Genomic DNA, 19468 nt, shown 5'->3' with positions numbered 1-19468 from the left:
GAGGGGGGCGTGGGGGCTTCGGCGCCCAAAAAGCGCATCTCGTTGACCTTGCCGAGCAGGGAAATCCCCTCCCAGGTGATGTCATAGCCGTCCTTGATCAGGAACGCCCGCCCGCCCTGCGAGGTGTTGTTCTCGAAGATCGAGTCGCTGACCTTGATGTCATGCGGCATCAGATGCGCATTGCTCTTGTTCAGCAGGCCGTTGGGGTTGAGCACGGTGACAACAACGCCATTGGGGCTGTCGATGAACTCGCTGCCCGAAATGCGGATGTTGTGGTTCTGCTTGCTGGCGTCGAAATCCGACTTGCTTTTATACAGGCTCTTGATGTCGATGCCGCTGACGCCGTTGTCGTAGAACACCGAATTCAGCACCTGGCCGTCCTTGAAGCCGCCCGCGGTATCCAGCCCGTCGCGGGCGTTGCGTTCAAAGAAGCTGTCCGCCACCAGCATCCGCTCCGGCGCGTCGCCGTCCGGGGTGGCGGTGGTCTTGATGCCGTCGCCCAGCGATTTGCGGAAATGGCTGCCGGTCACCTTGGCGTCATCGCCGCCGACGATGCGGACCTGGTAGAAGCCGCCCTCGAAAGAGCTCTTGTCCAGAGAGAAGCGGTCGCCGTTCAGCACGTCGATATGCATCGAGACATTGCCGGAAAACGCGCTGTTCTGGACAGTGACCCCATCGCCTTCGACCACCAGGATGCGCTTGGTGTGGTAATCGGAACCCGACACCGGCTTGGCGCCGCTGTAGCCGGTTTTCGGCGCGTTCACCACGTCGAAGGTGACATTGTCCACCGTCACCCCGTTGGACAGGAGGAACAGCGGCGAGGTGTCGGTGGCCGATGTGGTGCGCACATCCAGGCCCGCGCCCTTCTCGGCGGTGAGGGTGAAATTCTCCGGCAGCCGCAGGTGCGACCCCGAGATCTTGTAGGTGTCCTCAAGAACCAGCGTGTCGCCGGCCTTGAATTTCTTGCTCGACAGCAGCGACGCGAACGCGCTGGAGACATCCTGACCCGCGGACCAGCCGAGGTCAGACGAATGCCAAACGGTCATGTGATTTCCTTTCACTGGCAATCAGCCGCCGAGTGGTGCGGCCGACACTCTTACATTCCGAAACAGTGCTGACCGGAGGGCGGGCCCTGGAGACGGGCCTGAAGCACCGGGACAGGCCCTGGATGCCGCAGATGTCTCAGATCCCTCACCGCCGGACAGCGGACTGGTAAAAACCTGGCAGCGACCTAATTGCCGCCGCCCTGTGCGGAAAGCCCCGATCCAATCCGGCCGGGAAGCCGGCTTGTTTCAGCCGTTTGCCCCGCAAACCGTCCGCAAAGAACCGCGCAACAGCAGGAACCCGCTCAAGCGCGGGTGTTGTAAGTCTGGGAAAACGCGGGGCTGTTCTGTAACAGTAGAGCCGGTGTATCCGGCCCCGTGTCACACTTGGGAAGCGGGTCCCGCAGCAAGGCCGCAAGCAAAAATTCAGCCTGCAGAACCGCTTGGCCGCCGGCCGGCAAAAACCAGTGCCCGGCCCGGCAGAAAAAAGACCCTGAAGTGCGAATCGCAGCGCCTCACGCCGGGCGGCGCCCGCCCCGCTGGTGCAGGCGCTCTGCCTGCGCATTTCGGGACCGGAAACCTGCCGGCGCCGGCAGGCCCGATCCCGCCGGCCTTAGACCGCGTGCTTCTTCACCCGCTGCCGCACCCTCTGTTTCTTGCGGACCTGCGCCTTCAGTTTCACCCGCTGCACGGCCAGGGCAAACAGGGCCGACAGCCGGTCCGGCGTGGAGAGGCCCGGGGTCAGGCAGAGAGAGTTCAGATATTCCCGTGACAGCCGCCGCGCGGGGCGCGGATCCGCAACCGCATCCGGGTCAAACCATTTCGCCACCGCGTCCGGCGTCTTGTTGGCCCGTTGCGAGCCCTCCTTATGCAGCCTGCGCTGAAACTGCGGCGGGCACTGCAGCCGGACGATATGCCCCAGCAGGGCGCATTCGGCCAGCAGCACGTAATCCGAGGCGATATAGCTGCCGATCAGGCGCGTGCGGGCCAGCATGTCCCGGCGGAACATCCCGAACACCGAGGTCACGACCGCCAGCTGGTCCAGCGTTTCATAGAGCCGCCGCGCCGGTGTGCGGGCAGAGGTCTCCACGCAGGACGCCGCCCTTTTCCCGGCTTCCCGCCCGGCTTCATCAATATATTTGAACGCCGGGTAGACCAGGACTGCCCCGTCGCCGTACTCTTCGAACCCCTGCAGGCAGGCCGACAGAAAGGCGGGGCCCAGAATGTCATCATGGGCCAGCCAGTTGAAATACGCGCCGCGGGCCAGGTGGAATGTATAATTGTAGTTCTTGGCGGCGCCGATATTGCGCGGCTGCCGCACATAGAGAATGCGCGGATCCTGCTCCGCAAAGCGGCGGCAGATCGCCTCGGTGCCATCGGTTGAGGCATTGTCGGAGATGATCAGCTCGAAATCCTGAAACTCCTGCGCCAGCACGGATTGAATGGCCTGCTCCAGGTAGTTTTCGCCGTTGTAGACCGGCAGCCCGATGCTGCAGGCCGGCGCCGCGGAAATATCTGTCATCTGCTCACTCGTTTACCGGTACCCATGTTCGACATAGACCGCCCCGCAAACCCGGCCACCCCGGAGGCTGTGCGGCCGGCAGGGCGGCCGTCCCGGACGGCCGTGCATTCAGACGAGGACGGCGAACTCAAACGCGTCTCCCGTCAGGTTCAGCCCGTAGACATTGTTGATGACACCGATCAGCTCATCCTGATCGCCGCCGCTGCCTGCCAGCCAGATCGCGGTGCCGGACGGCAGCCCGGCGGCGTCCTCGGTCAGCACGTAATCCGAGCTGGTTCCGGCCAGCCGCACCTTGTCGCCGGCGGTGAAGTCCCAGACATAGCCGTAATCGTCCTCGCCGCTGGTGGCGCCATTGCCGTCGTCATAATAGACGGTGCCGTTGTCGCCGAAGACAAAGACATCATCGCCGCCATTGCCGGTGAAGACATCCAGCTCTCCCAGCCCCGGCAGCGGAGCGGTTTCATCCACCGCCGCCAGCACCTCGGCGGTATCATCGCCAATGGTCACATCGCCGCCTTCGATTTCGGTGATGTCGATATCGTGGAACTCGATATCGTAATGATGGGTGACCAGTGCAAAGGACCCGGTGACCGGATCGTCATAGCCGATGACCAGATCCATCAGCCAGTCCACCGGTTCCGCCGTGCCCTCTTCCCAGACCTTCATCTTGTAGGACCGGTCAAAGGTGCCCGATTGCTCGACCCGCATCAGGAAATTGAACCGCGTGCCCTCGGCCAGCGCATAGTTGGTATCGCCTGTATTGGGGAAGATCTCGAAATGCGGGGTGCCGGTATGCTGGTTGTAGAACAGGAACTCCGAGGGGGTGAACCCTCTCAGCGGCTGCCACTGGATGGGGGAATCATCGGTATGGCCGTTCCACCACAGCCCGAACCCGAACAGGCCGCCCACGATAGACATGTCATGCGGGGTGACCGCAACCCGGGCTTCGAAGAAGTCCCAATTGTCATCGCCAAGGGTGATGAACCGGTCAAAGCCCAGCTCCTTGGGGCGCACGCCATCGCCGGTCAGCATCCAGTTGCCGTCGACGATCTGGGCCGCATCCTGGATATTCGTGACAGTGGACCAGTCGATCGAGTAGTTCGGATCCCAATCGGATCCGCCCTCATACTGGATGGTTACATCCTGCGTGTAGGTGGCGCCGTTATCGTATCTGGCAATGATCGACACCACGTCGTCGGCCGCGGTCGGATCCAGTTCGGCATAGGCAATGTCGATGTTGAAATCCCCGGCTTTCTCCAGACGGCGCTGGTCCGGCCCAACTGACAAAGACCGCTCTGCGCCCCCGTTCAGCGTGTAACTCAGCGACACCAGCCCCTCGTCAAACACATCCCCCAGAATATTGACCCAGGTCTGCGGCACCCCCGGCTGGCCGAAGGTCTGTGTTGGCCCGTACCAGACATCAATGACGGGGCCCACTGCAACATTCACGGCTGCGGTATCGCTCAATCCGCCATCGTCGCTGATCATGTAGGTAAAGCTGTCCGGCCCCTCGTAGCCCGCATTGGGCGTATAGGTCAGGGTGCCGTCGCCATTGTCGGTCAGGGTGCCATTGGCCGGAGCGGTGAAGCTGCCGAAGGTGATGGGATCGCCATCGGGGTCGCTGTCATTGGCCAGCAGGCCGCTGGTTGCGATCAGCAGCGACGTGCCGATGTCCGTGAACCGGATGTCATCCACCGCATCCGGTGCCGTGTTCACCGGCGTGAAGCTGCCATCCTCATCCGCAATCGGGTCGCTGGCCACCTCGAAATAATCGACCTGCGCGGTATAGCCCGCGGCCAGCCCGGTATTGCCCGCAAACACCCCCGCCGAACTGGCATTCAGCGCATGGGTGAAGCTCACCGCCGTGGTCCAGCTGCTGCCGTCGGCGGAATACTCATAGGTCCAGACATCGCCCGCGCGGTCCACCCGCAGGTATTGCGCATCGCCGGCCTGGATCGTCGCATTGACCCGCGACGACGAGGAGCCATTGACGGTCACACCGGCAAAGACCCGCAGAACGCTGCCGTCGGAATAGGTGTCAAAGCGCACCCAGTTGCCTGCGTCCTGTTCCACCAGGATTCCCTGCATCTGGAACCGGTCCGTGGGGGTGCTCAGAAAGCGCGCCTCGACCTGGAAATCCTCATCGGCAACGGCCTGCATCGCACGCGCCGCATTGTTGGTCTTCCAGGCGTCGTAATTGCCGTCCGGCGTTATCAGCTCCAGATAGGCGTCGGTGGCGCTGGCGCCCAGCCCCGCCGCCACCCCGGCCGGCCCCTCGACCGTCCACACCGCAGGATCCAGCGTCCCGCCCGCAAAATCATCCGACACCAGCCCGCTGCCCGCGGCAGGCGCCGAGACCGTCAGGCTGACCGTCGCGGTATCGCTGAGGCCGCTGTCATCGGAGATCGTGTAGGTGAAACTGTCCGGCCCCTCATAGCCCGCATTGGGCGTGTAAGTCAGGGTGCCGTCGCCATTGTCCGTCAGGGTGCCGTTGGAGGGAGCCGTGAAGCTGCCGAAGGTGATGGGATCGCCATCGGGGTCGCTGTCATTGGACAAAAGCGCGGCCTCGCCGATCACCAGCGCGGTATCCGTCACCACCGCCAGCGCGTCATCCGCCGCCTGCGGCGCCTGGTTGCCCGGCGCCGCGACCGTCAGAGTGACCGTCGCGGTATCCGTGAGGCCGCTGTCATCGGAGATCGTGTAGGTGAAGCTGTCCGGCCCCTCGTAGCCCGCATTGGGCGTATAGGTCAGGGTGCCGTCGCCATTGTCGGTCAGGGTGCCATTGGCCGGAGCGGTGAAGCTGCCGAAGGTGATGGGATCGCCGTCGGGATCGCTGTCATTGGACAAAAGCGCGGCCTCGCCGATCACCAGCGCGGTGTCCGCCACCACCGCCAAGCCATCATCCACAGCATCCGGCGCCTGGTTCACCGGCGTGAAGCTGCCGTCCTCATCCGCGATCGGATCATGGGCCACCTCGAAGTAATCCACCTGCGCGGTATAGCCCGCGGCCTGCGCGGTATTACCCGCAAACACCCCGGCCGACGTGGCGTTCAGCGCATGGGTGAAGCTGCCGCCAGTCGTCCAATTGCTGCCGTCGGCGGAGTACTCGTAGGTCCAGGTGTCGCCCGCGCGGTCCACCCGCAAGTATTCCGCGTCGCCCGGCTGAATCACCGTTTTGATCCGCGACGACGAGCTTCCATTCACCGTCACCGCCGCAAAGATACGCAGCACATTGCCGTCGGAATAGGTGTCAAAGCGCACCCAGTTGCCGGCGTCCTGCTCTACCAGGATCCCCTGCAGCTGGAACCGGTCCGCGGGGGTGCTCAGAAAGCGCGCCTCGACCTGGAAATCCTCATCCGCGATATCCTGCATCGCGCGCGCCGCATTGTTGGTCTTCCAGGCGTCAAAACTGCCGTCCGGCGTCACCAGCTCCAGATAGGCATCCGTGGCATTGCTGGCCAGATTGGCCGAAACGCCCGCAGGGCCTTCGACGCTCCACACTGCCGGATCCAGGCTGCCGCCCGCAAAATCATCCGACACCAGCCCGCTGCCCGAGGCCGGCGTGCCGATGGTGAAGCCGAAGACAACCTTGGCTGGCGCCGAAAGCCCGTCGCTGAGACCCAGCTCAAACCCGTCCAGCCCGTCGGTCCCGGCTGGGGTGGCAAAGGAGACCAGCCCCTGGTTCACATCCGCCTGGGTAAAGCTGCCGCCGGCCGCCAGATCAATTCCGTTCAGCCGCAGCGCGCCGAGGGCTGGCGCCGAAACCACGGTATAGACCAGCTCGCTGGCACTCTGCTCGGTGTCGGTGGCCGAGAGCAACGAGGCATCGATGACCAGCGTTTCGCCCGCGTTCAGGGCCGCGGACTGCTCCCGGTGCTGCAGCAGCACCGCCACCGTGGCATCGGTCTTGCTGGCGGCGATCACATCGACCAGCCCGTCCTGGTTCACGTCTTCCGGCGTCGGCGTATAGGCCCCCACGGCATTGCCGTCGATGGTGATGGCGCCAAAGACGCCGCTGCCGTTGTTCTCCAGGAACCGCACGCTGTTGTCATTGACGCTGGCGGCCAGCAGATCAATGTCGCCGTCATTGTCGACATCCTCGGCAATCACCGAGCGGACGCCGCCGGCGTTGTTTGCCAGCACGGTCCTGGTATAGCCGCTGCCGGTATTGAAATAGCCGATGACCTGGTTGCTCAGCTTGGCCGCCGCCGCGATATCGGTGAGGCCGTCTCCGTTCAGGTCGGCCGCGGTCACGTAATAGGCCCCGTTTGCCGTGTTATCGATCACCTGCTTGGTGAAATTCTGGCTGCCGTCGTTGACATAAAGCGCCACCGTGTCATCGCCGTGGCTGGCGGCCAGCACGTCGAGATCGCCATCGCCGTCGATATCGATTGCAACCGCCGTCTTGGCCTCAACCGCATTGCTGTCGAGCACCCGCTCGGTAAAATTCTGGGCGCCGTCATTCTCGTACCAGGCAATGGTATGTGAATCCTGGCTGGCGGTCACCAGATCAAGGTCGCCGTCGCCGTCCATATCCGCCGCTTCGATGAAATGCGCCCCGTCCTTGGCGGCGATGGTGTGGCGCTGAAAGCTGCCGGTGCCGTCGTTTTCGTACCAGACAAAAAGATCGTCGCGGTAGCCGCCGGCCAGAATGTCCGGATCGCCATCCTGGTCGAGATCGGCAACCGAGGCCGGATAAGAAGACTCCAGCGCATTGTCGACGGCATGCGCGGTGAAATTCTCCGCGCCGTCGTTCTCAAACCAGACAACGGAATCATTCTGCTCGGAGGTGGCCACCACGTCGATGTCGCCGTCGCCGTCGAAATCCGCCCCCAGCCCGACATGGGTCAGCGGCATGGCGGCTGACACAATAACCTTGCTGAAAACCGGGGTGCCGGTTGTCAGCACCGGGGCGTCCTGGACAATGGCGCCGCCGCCAGGGCCGGAGGCCGCCAGCGTCACGCTGGCTGTCACGCTATCCGTGCCATCGCTGAGCGTGTAGCTGAAGCTGTCGGAGCCGGAAGCGCCGGCATCCGGCGTATAGGAAAACGACCCGTCCGCGTTGAGGGCCACGGTTCCGTTGGCCGCCGGCGTTTCCAGGGACACCGTCAAGGGGTCGCCGTCGGGGTCGCTGTCATTGCCCAGCACGCCGCTGGCGGCATCCACTGTCAAACTGCCGTCCGGCGCGAGCAGGTAATTGTCATTCTGGGCCACAGGCGCCGTGTTCACCGGGGTGATGCTGCCGTCCTCATCCGCAATCGGGTCGCCCGCCACCTCGAAGTAATCGACCTGCGCGGTATAGCCCGCGGCCTGCGCGGTATTGCCGGCAAACACCCCCGCCGAACTGGCGGTCAGCGCATGGGTGAAGCTCACCGCCGTGGTCCAGCTGATGCCGTCGGCGGAATATTCATAGGTCCAGACATCGCCCGCGCGGTCCACCCGCAGGTATTGCGCCTCCCCTGCCGGGATCACCGCTCTGACCCGCGAAGACGAGGAGCCATCGACCGTCACCCCGGCAAAGACCCGCAGCACATTGCCGTCGGAATAAGTGTCAAACCGCACCCAGTTGCCGGCGTCCTGCTCCACCAGGATGCCCTGCAGCTGGAACCGGTCCGTGGGGGTGGTCAGAAAGCGCGCTTCGACCTGGAAATCCTCATCCGCGATGGCCTGCATCGCGCGCGCCGAATTGTTGGTCTTCCAGGCGTCGTAATTGCCGTCCGGCGTCACCAGCTCCAGGTAGGCATCGGTGGCATTAACGCCAACGCCCGCCGCCACCCCGGCCGGCCCCTCGACACTCCACACCGCCGGATCCAGCGCCCCGCCGCTGAAATCATCTGATGAAAACACGTAACTTCCCCCAAAAAAACTCGTAACCCGGCAGCTCTGCAGGCCGCCTGCCCATTTAACTAACTAGGCCCGTTTCCCCGGATAACTAACTAGGCCCGTTTCCACGGAGTCCAGGCGGCCGCAAAGGGGACAAAACACTTTGCGTATAACGCAACATAATACCACAGCCCCTTTCAAACGCCAATTGCGCAGACACCGCCGCCCCGGGGCGCCGTCACGCCAGGGCCCGCCGCGGCCAGGGCGCCGGCGGCGGTTTTGTTGCATCTGCGGGCACCGCCGGAACCTCCTGCAGAGTTGACACAAACCCAAGCAGGAGCCACACTATTTATTAAGGTTTTATCAGCCGGTGTTTTTAAAACACCCTGAAGGCGGGGGGGGAAAGCCAACAGAGACGGCAAAAAATTAAGCCGCCGCTGCTGATTTACAGCCTGATCGACCTAGTTGTGTCCGACGAACCAAAGTACCAGTGAAGTAGAGTAAAAATGACAGATCATACAGATAAGCCGGAGTCCCCTGAACGCAGGGAAATCCTTCAAAAGGCCGGGCGTTTTGCTGCTGTGACAACGCCTGCCGTGACCTTCCTTCTCTCCACAACCCTGTCTTCCGAGGCTGTCGCTAAATCCGGCGGCAAGCCGAAGAAGAAGAAGCGGAAGAAGAAGAGGAGAGGCCGCAAGAGACGCCGCAACCGTACCTAATAGCTAAGTTCTGCGGCCGGGCCCGGCGGAGGATATCCGCCGGGTTTCTGACTATTGCTGCCTTTGTTTTTTCAGAGAGGGTATTTCTTGGACCTCGCTCAAATTATGGCCGTTCCTGATGTGCGCCTCGCAAGCGCCGGAACCCGCCATTTTTTGTTTCTGCCTCATAACCAGAAGCTGTTCTACGCGTCTGACACGACCGTGGCCTTGTGGCCCCGGCTGGCGGCCGGGCTCAGCGTGGCGGACTTCGTCTGCGCCGCATCGGCGGACGGCGGCGATGGCCTGCAAACGCTGATGGAGCTGCTGGAGGCAGGGGCTGTGCGCTATCTGGCGCCGCGCTCCGGGCCGGTTCCGGTCACCGCGCGCCTGTGCCTGTCGATCGGCGGCCATACCACCGGGATCTGCTGCACCGGCGAAAAGACCGCCGCTATGGTGCGCAGCCTCTTCGGGCATCTGCTGGTGGCGGACAGGCCTGCGCCGGACCAGCTTGTCCTTGTCGAGGAGGAGTCCCGGGCCGGGCTGGCCTGGGCCGGGGAAGACCCGGAGTGGCACCGCTGGGACGAAATCGGCGCCGCGCTGAAGTACCTGCTGACAACACAGGTTCTGGAGGCATCGGAGGATCCGGTGCTGCACACCGCGGCCGTTTCCGCGGACGGCCAGCACATGCTGCTGTGCGGCGACCCGGGCAGCGGCAAGTCGACCCTGTCGCTTGCGCTGCACGGAGAGGGCTTCCGCCTGGAGGGGGATGATCTGGCGGTGCTGCGCCGCGGCGGCGCGGTGATGTCCCTGCCCCTGCCGGCGACGCTGAAATGCGGCTCGCTGCCGCTTCTTGCGCCGCGCCTGCCGGGGCTCGAGGACCGGCCCGCCTACATGCGGCCGGACGGCAAGCGGGTCCGCTACCTGGCCTTGGACGCCGGGGCGGTCCCGGCGCGCCCCGTCCGCTGCGTGCTGTTCCTGCAGCGCAGCCCCGACAACCCGGCCGGGCTGGAGCCCGTCACCGCGGAAGAGGACATCATCCGGATGATGCTGGCATCCTGCTGGTCCGCGGACGACCGCCTGTCGGGAGACGGCTTTGAGTCCCTGGCGGCGCTGATACGCTCCGCGCGGTTTTTCCAGGCCCGGCATGACGGGCTTGAGCACGCCTGCAGCCTGGCCCGGGAGGCCTGGCACCTGGCGGGGAGCGGCTGACCGGATGCCCGTTTTGGCCCCGAGCGCTCTGGAAGCTTTATCGCACTGCCTGCGGGGGCGGGTGCCGCGGGACCCGGACTGGGAGCAGATCATCGGCTGCGCCAACGAGCACCTTGTCGGCCCGCTGCTCTACAGGCGGCTGGTGCAGTCCGGCCAGGCCGGGCAGGTTGACCCCGAGGCCCTGAGCTACCTGGCGTCGGTGGACGCCGCCAACATCACCCGCAACACAATGCTGAAGGCCCAGCTTGACGAAGTCCTGACGGCACTGACGGCGGAGGGGCTGGAGGCGGGCCTGATGAAGGGGGCGGTCAATCTGTTCCAGGCCGCGGACGCCGCCGATGTGGCGCGGATGTCCTTTGACCTGGATATCGTGACCAGCCCGGAGCAGGACGGCGCTGTCGAACGCGTTCTGAGCGGCCTTGGCTACGAAAAATTCCCGAACAGCCGGAACCAGTATTCCCTGGGCAGCTACTTCCGGGCGGATGTTGCCGGCGCATTGGACATCCATCACCGGATCCCGGACCGCTATTTCGGCGTCATCAGCGCCCGCGAGATGGAAGAGCACAGCCGCCTGGTGCCGTTCGGAGCCGGCGCCGTGCGGATCCCGAATGCCCATTTGCGCCTGGTGACCAACCTGGCGCATGACATGCTGCACGACCGCGGCGTGTTTTCGGGCTTTGTGCACCTGCGGTATCTGATCGATCTGATCGAGCTGTGCGCGGTGCCCGGGGATCCGGTCGGCTGGCAGCGGGTCGAGGAAAAATTCTCCACCTACCGGTTCAAGCTGGGGCTGGAGTTGCAGTGCCGCCTGATCCGGCACCTGTTTCCCGAAGCGGGGTTCCCCGAAGGCCCGCGCAGCCTTGCGGGCTGGACGCTGCATCAGCGCAGGCTGCTCAGGTCGCGGCTGCCGCGGCTGGCAGGGCTGGAATGGCAGATGATCCTGCGCCTGCGGCGGACCCGGTTCTGGCTGTGGCTGCGCCAGCCAAGGTAACGCCCAAGGCCAAAACCGCAGGACCAGAACCGCAGCGCCGGAACCGCAGCAGCGCCCCGCATCCGGACCCGCGTCCGGTCCGGCACGGCATCCGGCCCCTCTGCACGCCGGGGCACGCGCCGGGGCCGGGCCGGTTTCGCCGGCGGGCCAGGCTACTCGAACAGGCGGCGCTGGGGCACCACGATCACATCGCCCGGCACCAGGACCGTGCTGCCGGAAATGCCGCTGCCGCCATTGGTGCGGTAATTGTAGAGATAGATCTTGTTGCCCCGGCGCAGCTGAATCCGCTTGTCAGCGGCAAACCGGGTCAGACCGCCCGCCTGGGCAAGCGCCTGAAGCAGGGTTGTGCTGCGGCTTGCCTCCAGCATGCCCGGGGTGGTGATCTCCCCCATCACGTAAACAGCGCGCACGGCGCGGGGGACAACCACGGCGGACTGTACCGCCGGTTCCGCCAGCGCGTCGACCGACACAAACACCCGCGGCTTGGCGGCGAAATTGGGCGTCAGGGCATTTGTCAGATCATTCCGGACCTGATCGACCGTCCGCCCGGCCGCGGCCACGCCGCCAGCCAGCGGGAACGTGATGGACCCGTCCGGCAGCACCAGCGTGCTGCGGCTCAGGCTGTCATCTTCAAGCACTTCGACGCGCAGCGTATCGCCGGTCTTAATCTTGTAGCCGCTTTGCGCCTGCGCGGCTGCGGCCAAAAGCAGTGCCGTGAAAAAACCGAATATCAACTTGAACATAGCAGACCTCCCTGAGGACAAAGAAATTTGAAAACAGATCCCTGCAAAACCGCCCGGCCTGTTGCACCTGAACCGGTCCGGCGCAGTGCCCGGACCGCTCAGGGCGGCACCTTGATCCTATCAATCCTCATTCATACTCTCCATAGCGGCATACGCACACTTTGAGACAGCAAAACACCAGCCCCCGCCCTAGCCTGCGATGACCGCAAATTCCGGCCGCAGCCCCGCGGCCTGAACCTGTGCAATGATTTCATCCTCGTACAAGGCGTTCGCGATCAGCACCATGGCGGGGCGGAGGCTGGCGAGATCCTCCGGTGCAACGACCGGCAGGGCGACCCCGGGCGCGAACCGCTGGTGCTTGCGGGGGTTCAGATCCACAAAGGCCGCCAGCCCGCGCGCCGCCTCCCCCAGGGCATTGGCAAAGGTGATCCCTTTCGACCCGGCGCCCCAGATGACGATGCTGCCGCTGCAGCCCTGCAGTTTGCTGCGCCACCGCTGCAATTCCGCATCCGCCGCCTCTGCGAAGGCCCGGGCCGATGCGCAGATCTGCGCCGCCCCCGGATCCAGATAGTCCGGCTGCGGCCGGGCCGGGACCGCTTCGGCCATCAGGAACTGGCCGCCATAGCCGGTGCGGACGGAGACCGGATCGAACCCGGCCCGCCGGAACAGGGCGGTGAGGGCCGGCGCGCTCCAGTAGCCCACGTGCTCATAGATCACGTCCCACATCGAAACCGTCTCCAGCATCCAGCCGGCATTCGGCACTTCGAAGTAAACCGGCACGTCCCGGCTGCCGATCGCCCGGCGGATGTCGCTGAGCAGGGCAAGCGGGTCGTCCAGATGCTCCAGCACGTGGCGGCACAGGATCGCGTCAAACGGCCGGTCCAGCTGACCGGAGCGGAAGTATTCACCAACAATTTCAACATTATCGCGGGCGGTGAAAGGAGAAGACGCGCCCGCCATCGAGGGATCGAAACCGGTGGCCGAGGCCACGCCGTGCTGCGCCAGAAGATCCAGCATATGGCCATCGCCGCAGCCGATCTCGATCACATGCTTGCCGGCCAGCCCGTGCCGCGCCACCAGCCCGGCCGCCAGCTCTGCGGCAAACGCCTGGAACCGGGGCGAGAAATGCAGCGCGTTCTCGTAGCCGGGCGCATAGGCCATGCGCGCAGGCTCAAAGGCGCTGTTCCAGATGAACCCGCAACCGGTGCAAAGCTGCAGATCCACGGTCCCGGCAGGCGCCGCCTGTGCCGCCGCCCGGTCCGGCCACAGCTGGTTGCAGATCACCGGAACGCTCTCCAGCCTGAAAATGCCCTGCGCCGTCTGCGCGGCGCAGAGCGGGCAGGCTATGGGGGCTGCCGCACTCATACCGCCACCAGCTCAGGGGCGAGGCCCATGGCCGACAATTGCGCCCCGATTTCGGACAGGTAGACCGGGTTCATGACGATCACCGTATCGGGCGGCGCCTCCTGCAGACTGTCCGGAGCGCTGACAGGATGGCCGGTGCCGGGCAGGTATTTGCCCTGTTTGAACGGGTTGATGTCGATGACCTGCGCCACCTCCGCGCCAAGGCCGTTGGTGGTCAGGAAGGACACGCATTTCGAGCCGCCGCCCCAGACCGCCACCCGCTGGCCGGCGGCGTGGCGGCTGCGCACGAATTCCGTCCAGTGACGGCGGACCTCCGCGACCTTTTGCGGGAACCGGGCCGCCAGCGCGCGCACCGTGTCCAGATCGTCCTCCTGCGGCAGCGCCGGGCGGCCTGCCGCGGGGGCTGCGTACTGGATGATGTACTGGCCGTCATAGGCCAGATACAGCCCGGTCACATCAAAGCCCGCACGCCGGAACAGCCGCGCGTGGCTGCCTTGCGTGAAATAGGAGCAATGCTCGTAGTAGATGTCCCAGAAGGCGCCTTCCTGCAGCACCCGCTGCACATCCGGCGTTTCAAAGAAGAGGCCCGCGGCGGTATGCCCGTCCAGCACCTGCACGATGTCCTGCATAAAGCGGCCGACCTCGGGGATATGCTCCAGCGTGTGGCGGCAGACGACGAAATCGGGCGGCTCGGCGATGGTGGCGGGATCGAAGAATTCCCGCTGGAAGCTGATCTGCTGGCCCTGCGCCCCGGGCAGGCGCTCCGGGATGAACCCGGGGTCGACCCCCAGCCCGAGAGTGCCGGTCTGGCGGGCAAGCTCTTGCAGGAACTCGCCCTTGCCGCAGCCGATTTCCAGGGTCCGCTTGCCCTTGAGGTCGTAAAGCGATGCCGCTTCCGCCGCCAGATCCCGGGCAAAGCGGTTGAAGGTGCCGGAGAAATGCTGGCTCTCCTCGGTGGCGGAGGCATAGTCGACCAGCGACAGGTCGAACACGGAATTGAAGATGAAGCCGCAGCAGCCGCAGAACATCAGCACCAGCGGATGGCGCGGAAACTGCCGCGCCTCCTCCGCGCTCTCCAGCAGGATGCAGCTTTGCACCGGGATCGCCTCCAGCCGGTAGATCTCCGTCAGGTCCCGGCTGCTGCAGGCCGGGCAGGCGCGCGTGCCGCTCATCTGCTGCTGTCCTGTTCCGGGGCGCTGACAATCTCGAGGCCGGGGATCGGGACGACGAATTTCCCGCCCGCCTCCAGAAAGGCGCGCTGCTGGCGGATGATCTCATCGCGGAAATTCCACGGCAGGATCATCACGTAATCCGGCTTGTCCTGCATCAGCTTCTCCGGCGCGTCGATCCGGATCCGCACGCCGGGCATGTATTTGCCCTGCTTGTGGATGTTCTTGTCCACCGCATATTCGATGGCGCGGTCGTTCAGGTTCAGGAAGTTCAACATGATGGTGCCCTTGGCGGCGGCGCCATAGGCCGCGATGCGCTTGCCGTCGGCCTTCAGCGTGCCCACCAGCTTGCGGGCCTGGTCGCGGAAGGCGCGCACCCGGGCGCCGAAGGACTTGTAGTATTCGAACCGGTCGAGCCCCAGCGCGTGCTCTTCCGCCAGAATGCCCTGCACCGCGTCGGTGACCGCGGCGCATTTGCTGAAATAGAGCCGCAGCGAGCCGCCGTGGATCGGCAGGCGGCGGACGTCGTTCAGGTAGAGCCCGTGCCGCTCGAACAGCGCCTTGGCAGACCCGGCCGAGAAGTAGCACAGGTGCTCGTGGTAGATGGTGTCGAATTCGATGAAGTCGATCATGTCGCGGACATAGGGGAACTCGACGACAACGATGCCGTTGTCCGCCAGCAGGTCCGCCATCCCGGCCACCAGGTCGTTCTGATCGGCGACATGGGCCACCACGTTGTTGGCGATGATCACATCCGCCCGCTTGCCTTGGGCGCGCAGGCCGGCGGCAACGCGGGTGCCGAAGAAGTCGACAACCGTCTCGATCCCCTTTTCGCGCGCCGCCTGGGCAGGCTGGCTGGCGGGGTCGATCCCCAGGACCTGGATGCCCTGCGCCTGGAAATTCTGCAGCATGTAGCCGTCATTGGAGGCGATCTCGGCCACCAGGCTGTCCGGGCCCAGGCCGTGCGTTCTGATCAGCTCCTCCGCGTTTTCCCGGGAATGCTTCAGCAAATCCTCGGAATAGGAGGAGAAATAGACATAGTCGTCGCCGAACATCTCTTCGGCCGGGCGGGTTTCCAGCAGCTGCACCAGGGTGCAGCCGGGGCAATAGCCCAGCCGCAGCGGCACCAGGGTTTCCTGCTGCGATGGCCCGGCCGCCTCCAGCAGCCCGTCCGAGCGCGGCATCCGCCCCAGGTCGAGGATCGGCTCCAGCCCCTGATGGCCGCAGGAAATGCACTGCACCCGGGCGCTGTCGGAGGCAAACTGCGCCTGCTCCGCGTCCGGGGCCTGCGGGGGGCGGGCGGCCTCGCCTGCCGGGGTATGCTTCAGGGTGACATCGATGATACCTTCGCCAATCAGCTTCTTGATATGGCCGATGCGCTGATAGCGCGGCCCCTCGAACTCCTCCAGCGTCAGCTTCTGGGCCTGGTAGGCGTCATAGAGCGACTGCGCGCCGCGGCGCGCGTCCCACTGCGGCTTGAACTGCGGCATGACGCGCTGGATCTTGTCGCAGTTCACCCGGTAGGACCGCTTGTCCGGCCCCGCACCTTCGGCAAAGGTGACCTTGCAGCCCGGCACCACATCCGCCACGATCTCCGCCAGCTCGCGGATCTGGTAATTGTGGCCGGTCACGCCGACATTGAACGCCTCGTTGCGGATCTTCTCCGCCGGCGCCTCGAGCGTTGCCAGGAAGGCGCGGCTGATGTCCTCGATATGGGTGATCGGCCGCCACGGCGTGCCGTCCGACTTCATGTGGATATTGCCGGTTGTCACCGCCCAGGCGACAAGGTTGTTCAGCACCAGATCGAACCGGATGCGCGGGCTGACGCCATAGGCGGTGGCAGAGCGCAGGAAGGTCGGGCAGAAATCGCCCCCGGCCAGTTCCGCCAGCGCCAGCTCCGACTTCACCTTGCTTTCGCCATAGGGGGTGACCGGGTTGAAGGCGCCGGTCTCGTCGATGAAATCCTCCCCCGATGCGCCGTAGTTGGAGCAGGAGGAGGAAAACACGAACCGCTGCACCCCCGCCGCCTTGGCGGCGCCGGCCACTTTCATGGTGCCTTCGAAATTGATGTCATAGGTGGTTTCCGGGCGGAAATCGCCCAGCGGATCGTTGGACAGCGCCGCCAGGTGCAAAACCGCATCGAACCCCAGCAGATCCGCGGTTTCGACATCGCGGATGTCCTTGCGGATCGTTGGCACCTGCGGCATCTCCCCGCCCGGCGCGAAGGTGCAGCGCTCGTAAAGATCGCTGTCAAGGCCGGTCACCTCATGCCCGGCCGCCATCAGCATCGGGGTCAGCACGGTTCCGATATAGCCCCGGTGGCCTGTCACCAGTACACGCATGCTCACTTCTCCCAAACCGCCCAGGGGCGCTGACCGGAATTCCACAGTGTCTGCAGGATGTGCTTGTCGCGCAGCGTGTCCATCGCCGCCCAGAAGCCGTCGTGGCGGTAGGCCATCAGCTGACCGTCCCTGGCCAGGTTTTCCAAGGGCGCATGCTCGAACATCACCATGTCGCCTTCGATGTAGTCGAACACCTGCGGCTCCAGCACGAAGAAGGCGCCGTTGATCCAGCCCTCGGCGGTCTGCGGCTTCTCCTCAAAGGCGGTGACCTGGTCGCCGTCAAACCGCATGTGGCCGTAGCGGGCGGGCGGGCGCACCGCGGTGATGGTCGCCAGCTTGCCGTGATAGCGGTGAAAGGCCAGCAGCTTGTCCAGATTCACATCGGACACCCCGTCGCCCCAGGTCAGCATGAAGGTTTCGTTGCCCAGATGCGGCTGCAGCCGCTTGACCCGGCCGCCGGTCAGCGTTTCATCGCCGGTTTCGATCAGGTCGACGGTCCAGGGGGCATGCTCCTGATCATGGCGCACCACCGGATCGGGGCGCCCCATATTGACCGTGATACTGCCCGCCAGCGTGCCGTATTCGGCAAAGTAGCGTTTGATGTAATCGCCCTTGTAGCCCAGGGCGACAGAGAAATCGTTATATCCGTAATGGGAATAGATCATCATAATATGCCACAGGATCGGCATCCCGCCGATTTCCACCATCGGCTTCGGCCTGACGGAGGTCTCCTCTGCCAGACGGGTTCCCTTGCCGCCGGCAAGAATAGCCACTTTCATAAAACGTCTCCTTTGATGGAGTTACTGGAAACACGGGTATCCGGTCCGGGCAGCGCGGTTCCGGCCGCCGCAGCGCCCTGCTGCGCCCGTCCCGTTTTCCGGGAGGGCGAGGCGGCAAAAAAGCTGGCAGCGGACACAGCCGGAGCACATCTTTCCGGCATTTCGCAACGCAGCATACGGATCAATCCCGACCTTAGCAGAACCACTTAGACCCCCGGCGGGGGCAGAATATTCGCCCCCTTGACGGAACGGTAATCCGAAACCTTCACAAGTAAAGGCCGTCCCCGGCTGCCGGGCTTTGCGGCCGCGGCCTGCCCCGCCGCCGCGCGGGGTTTTCCGCGGCGCTGCGCGGCCCGGCGGGTTCTGCACCGCGGTGCCGGAGCCGCTGATTTTTTGCCGTCTTGCCCGGCTGCGCTAGTCTTTACCCGGCTGGAAACAGGCCCGCCGGGCCAGCAGGCAGACAGGGCGCTCCGCTTGGGCCGGGGGCTGCAGCGCCGCGTTTGCAGCCGGAAGGAAGGACGTTCCGATGCCTTTTTCTTTGAACCGCATCAGCTCAAAGGCCATTGGCATTTTCCTTGCTGGCGGCCTCTGGGCCGCGGATGCCGGGGCGCAGGCATTCCGGCCGCCGCCGTTTTACTCGTCGGGCCTCGGCTGGTCCGCCGGTCAGGATATCTCCAGCGCGCTTGCGGATCTGCTGTCGAATGGCACGTTCAAGGCCGGCGGCACACTGGTTCTTGAGGACACCTACAAGATCTCCGGGTCGAATTTGCGGCTGCCGGAAAATTTCACCCTCACCGCCACCCAGGGCGCGGGGCTGGACGTGCGCACCGCCTCGGCCACCGACACCTCGGCGCTGTTCATCCTGTCCAGCGGGGTGACGGTGGACAACGTGACGTTCGACGTGGTGAACGCGCCGGAAACCGGCTACAGCGGCGCCAAGCCGGTGCCGGGCACCGATTACCACACCAAGCGCGTCCTGGTGGTCGAGGGCGATGGGGTCAGCGTCCAGAACAGCGCGTTTTCCGGCAATGTCTCGATGCATATCGACGTGCACAACGGCGACCGGTTCACCCTCAGCAGCAGCTCCTTCGACGGCGGCTTCTACCAGGTCCGCATCATCGGCGGCGATGACGCGACGGTGACCGGCAGCCATTTCCGCAAATCGCTGGGCGACGGCATCAAGACCACCGCAACCCCCGCAGGCGACGGCCCCGAGCGGATGACCGTGGCGGACAGCTTCTTTGAACGCAACAACCGCGACGGGCTGGATACCGCGGGCGGCTTCAAGGACGGCCAGGTGCGGAATTCGGTGTTCTACGGCAACGGCGTCAGCGGCATCGACATCAAGAGCCTGTATAAAAGCAAGTCGGATTTGGACCCCAGCAAGCAGAACCACAACATCCGCATTTCGGGCAGCGAGTTCATTGACAGCCCCAATGGCGTTGTGGTCACCGTGATCAACCGCAGCGGCCTGCTGAACAGCAGCAACGCGCATCTGATGCCGCATGGCATCAAGGTCATCGACTCGATCTTCGAGAGCAACACCTCGCAGGGCGGGCGGGCCTTCCTGATCAAGGACGGCTACGACATCCGCTGGGAGGGGATCTCCCTGCTCGGCAATATCAGCGAGATGCGCTTTTTGGGGGCCGAAGCGCCCAGCCCGTCCGGCACCAGTATCGGCGGCACGATTGCTGCAACAGGCGCGCCCAGGCGCCGGGCCGGCGGCCCGGGAGCCTTTCAGCCGGAAACCGGCAGCCTGCGCTGATGTTCAGCCCGCTTGTCCC

12 protein-coding genes are annotated in these 19468 nt (G+C 64.7%); 4 read left to right on the top strand and 8 right to left on the bottom strand.

All coding sequences use genetic code 11. From position 1 onward, the window contains the following. The 3 genes from PHA8399_RS19005 to PHA8399_RS18995 form a co-directional block, all read right to left on the bottom strand. Window positions 1-1046, bottom strand: a 1046-nt coding sequence (locus PHA8399_RS19005; RefSeq protein WP_058287676.1) for a right-handed parallel beta-helix repeat-containing protein, incomplete at its 3' end; no start/stop codon positions are given. Window positions 1047-1656: 610 nt separating this feature from the next. Then, window positions 1657-2565: a glycosyltransferase family 2 protein gene (locus PHA8399_RS19000; RefSeq protein ID WP_058287675.1), complete on the bottom strand. Its 909-nt coding sequence runs from the start codon at window positions 2563-2565 to the stop codon at window positions 1657-1659. Window positions 2566-2673: 108 nt separating this feature from the next. Continuing rightward, the gene (locus PHA8399_RS18995) at window positions 2674-8412 is read right to left on the bottom strand and encodes a cadherin-like domain-containing protein (protein ID WP_058287674.1); all 5739 of its coding nucleotides are present in this window, start codon (window positions 8410-8412) and stop codon (window positions 2674-2676) included. Window positions 8413-8894: 482 nt separating this feature from the next. Between PHA8399_RS18995 and PHA8399_RS22050 the strand changes: the two genes are divergently transcribed. The 3 genes from PHA8399_RS22050 (at window position 8895) to PHA8399_RS18985 (ending at window position 11286) form a co-directional block, all read left to right on the top strand. Beyond that, the gene (locus PHA8399_RS22050; protein ID WP_082649584.1) at window positions 8895-9107 is read left to right on the top strand and encodes a hypothetical protein; all 213 of its coding nucleotides are present in this window, start codon (window positions 8895-8897) and stop codon (window positions 9105-9107) included. A gap of 153 nt (window positions 9108-9260) precedes the next feature. Beyond that, entirely contained in the window at window positions 9261-10295 is a 1035-nt protein-coding gene (locus PHA8399_RS18990; protein ID WP_208856346.1) for a hypothetical protein, read from the top strand. Between the two features lie 61 nt (window positions 10296-10356). Continuing rightward, window positions 10357-11286, top strand: coding sequence for a nucleotidyltransferase family protein (locus PHA8399_RS18985; RefSeq protein ID WP_058287672.1), 930 nt, complete (start codon window positions 10357-10359; stop codon window positions 11284-11286). Window positions 11287-11438: 152 nt separating this feature from the next. On the opposite strand, the gene PHA8399_RS18980 is transcribed toward PHA8399_RS18985, so the two are convergent. From PHA8399_RS18980 to rfbF, 5 genes are all read right to left on the bottom strand, one after another. After that, complete coding sequence (locus tag PHA8399_RS18980) at window positions 11439-12029, bottom strand: polysaccharide biosynthesis/export family protein (RefSeq protein ID WP_058287671.1); 591 nt, start codon at window positions 12027-12029, stop codon at window positions 11439-11441. 189 nt (window positions 12030-12218) lie between these two features. Continuing rightward, window positions 12219-13394, bottom strand: a complete 1176-nt coding sequence (locus PHA8399_RS18975; RefSeq protein ID WP_058287670.1) for a class I SAM-dependent methyltransferase — start codon at window positions 13392-13394, stop codon at window positions 12219-12221. Continuing rightward, window positions 13391-14566 carry a class I SAM-dependent methyltransferase gene (locus PHA8399_RS18970; protein WP_082649582.1) on the bottom strand — a complete coding sequence of 392 codons (1176 nt, stop codon included), beginning with the start codon at window positions 14564-14566 and terminating at the stop codon, window positions 13391-13393. Before PHA8399_RS18970 ends, PHA8399_RS18975 begins: the two co-directional genes overlap by 4 nt. Beyond that, the gene (locus PHA8399_RS22730) at window positions 14563-16905 is read right to left on the bottom strand and encodes an NAD-dependent epimerase/dehydratase family protein (protein ID WP_208856344.1); all 2343 of its coding nucleotides are present in this window, start codon (window positions 16903-16905) and stop codon (window positions 14563-14565) included. The genes PHA8399_RS18970 and PHA8399_RS22730 overlap by 4 nt, the downstream gene beginning before the upstream one ends. 2 nt (window positions 16906-16907) lie before the next feature. Continuing rightward, entirely contained in the window at window positions 16908-17684 is a 777-nt protein-coding gene (gene rfbF / locus PHA8399_RS18960) for a glucose-1-phosphate cytidylyltransferase (protein ID WP_058287669.1), read from the bottom strand. A gap of 526 nt (window positions 17685-18210) precedes the next feature. Here rfbF and PHA8399_RS18955 point away from each other — a divergent pair. Continuing rightward, window positions 18211-19449: a right-handed parallel beta-helix repeat-containing protein gene (locus PHA8399_RS18955; RefSeq protein WP_145977072.1), complete on the top strand. Its 1239-nt coding sequence runs from the start codon at window positions 18211-18213 to the stop codon at window positions 19447-19449. Window positions 19450-19468 lie beyond the last annotated feature (19 nt).

This window comes from Leisingera aquaemixtae (assembly GCF_001458395.1).
In the GTDB taxonomy this organism is placed as follows: Bacteria; Pseudomonadota; Alphaproteobacteria; order Rhodobacterales; family Rhodobacteraceae; genus Leisingera; species Leisingera aquaemixtae.
Note: the sequence above shows the minus strand (reverse complement) of the source record. Positions and strands in the feature narration are given on the sequence as shown.